General features: G+C 41.9%; 1 rRNA gene. It reads right to left on the bottom strand.

What is annotated here, in order from left to right:
• Window positions 1-157: 157 nt before the first annotated feature.
• Window positions 158-275: ribosomal RNA gene (gene rrf / locus LJE11_RS19365) — 5S ribosomal RNA — on the bottom strand.
• Window positions 276-434 lie beyond the last annotated feature (159 nt).

Genomic DNA, 434 nt, shown 5'->3' with positions numbered 1-434 from the left:
AAGGATATTTGATTAACTTTTAATCAAATTTCATGTATGCAGTTTTCAAGGTACATATCGACTGATGTTTTATCAGTCATCAGAAATCTCAAATGTTTTTTCTGTTTCATTCAAAATCTCTCATCACTGGTAAATTAAATTCAGTTTTTCTTTTTTGATCTGGCGCCCACCTGCTCTCCCACACCGTCTCCAGTGCAGTACCATCGGCCGATTGGGTCTTAACCGTCGTGTTCGGGATGGGAACGGGTGTTTCCCCCAACCGCATCGGCACCAGAAATGTTTCAGCTTGATAGCTAAACAGTAAAACACATCTTCGATTTTCTACTTCTTCCGTTTTAGTTGGATTGATTCAGCCGTTTTCACAGCCTACTGTATCCAATTCCTTAGAAAGGAGGTGATCCAGCCGCACCTTCCGATACGGCTACCTTGTTACG

Source organism: Blautia sp. DFI.1.216 (genome assembly GCF_020594215.1).
Lineage (GTDB): Bacteria > Bacillota > Clostridia > Lachnospirales > Lachnospiraceae > Blautia_A > Blautia_A wexlerae.
Note: the sequence above shows the minus strand (reverse complement) of the source record. Positions and strands in the feature narration are given on the sequence as shown.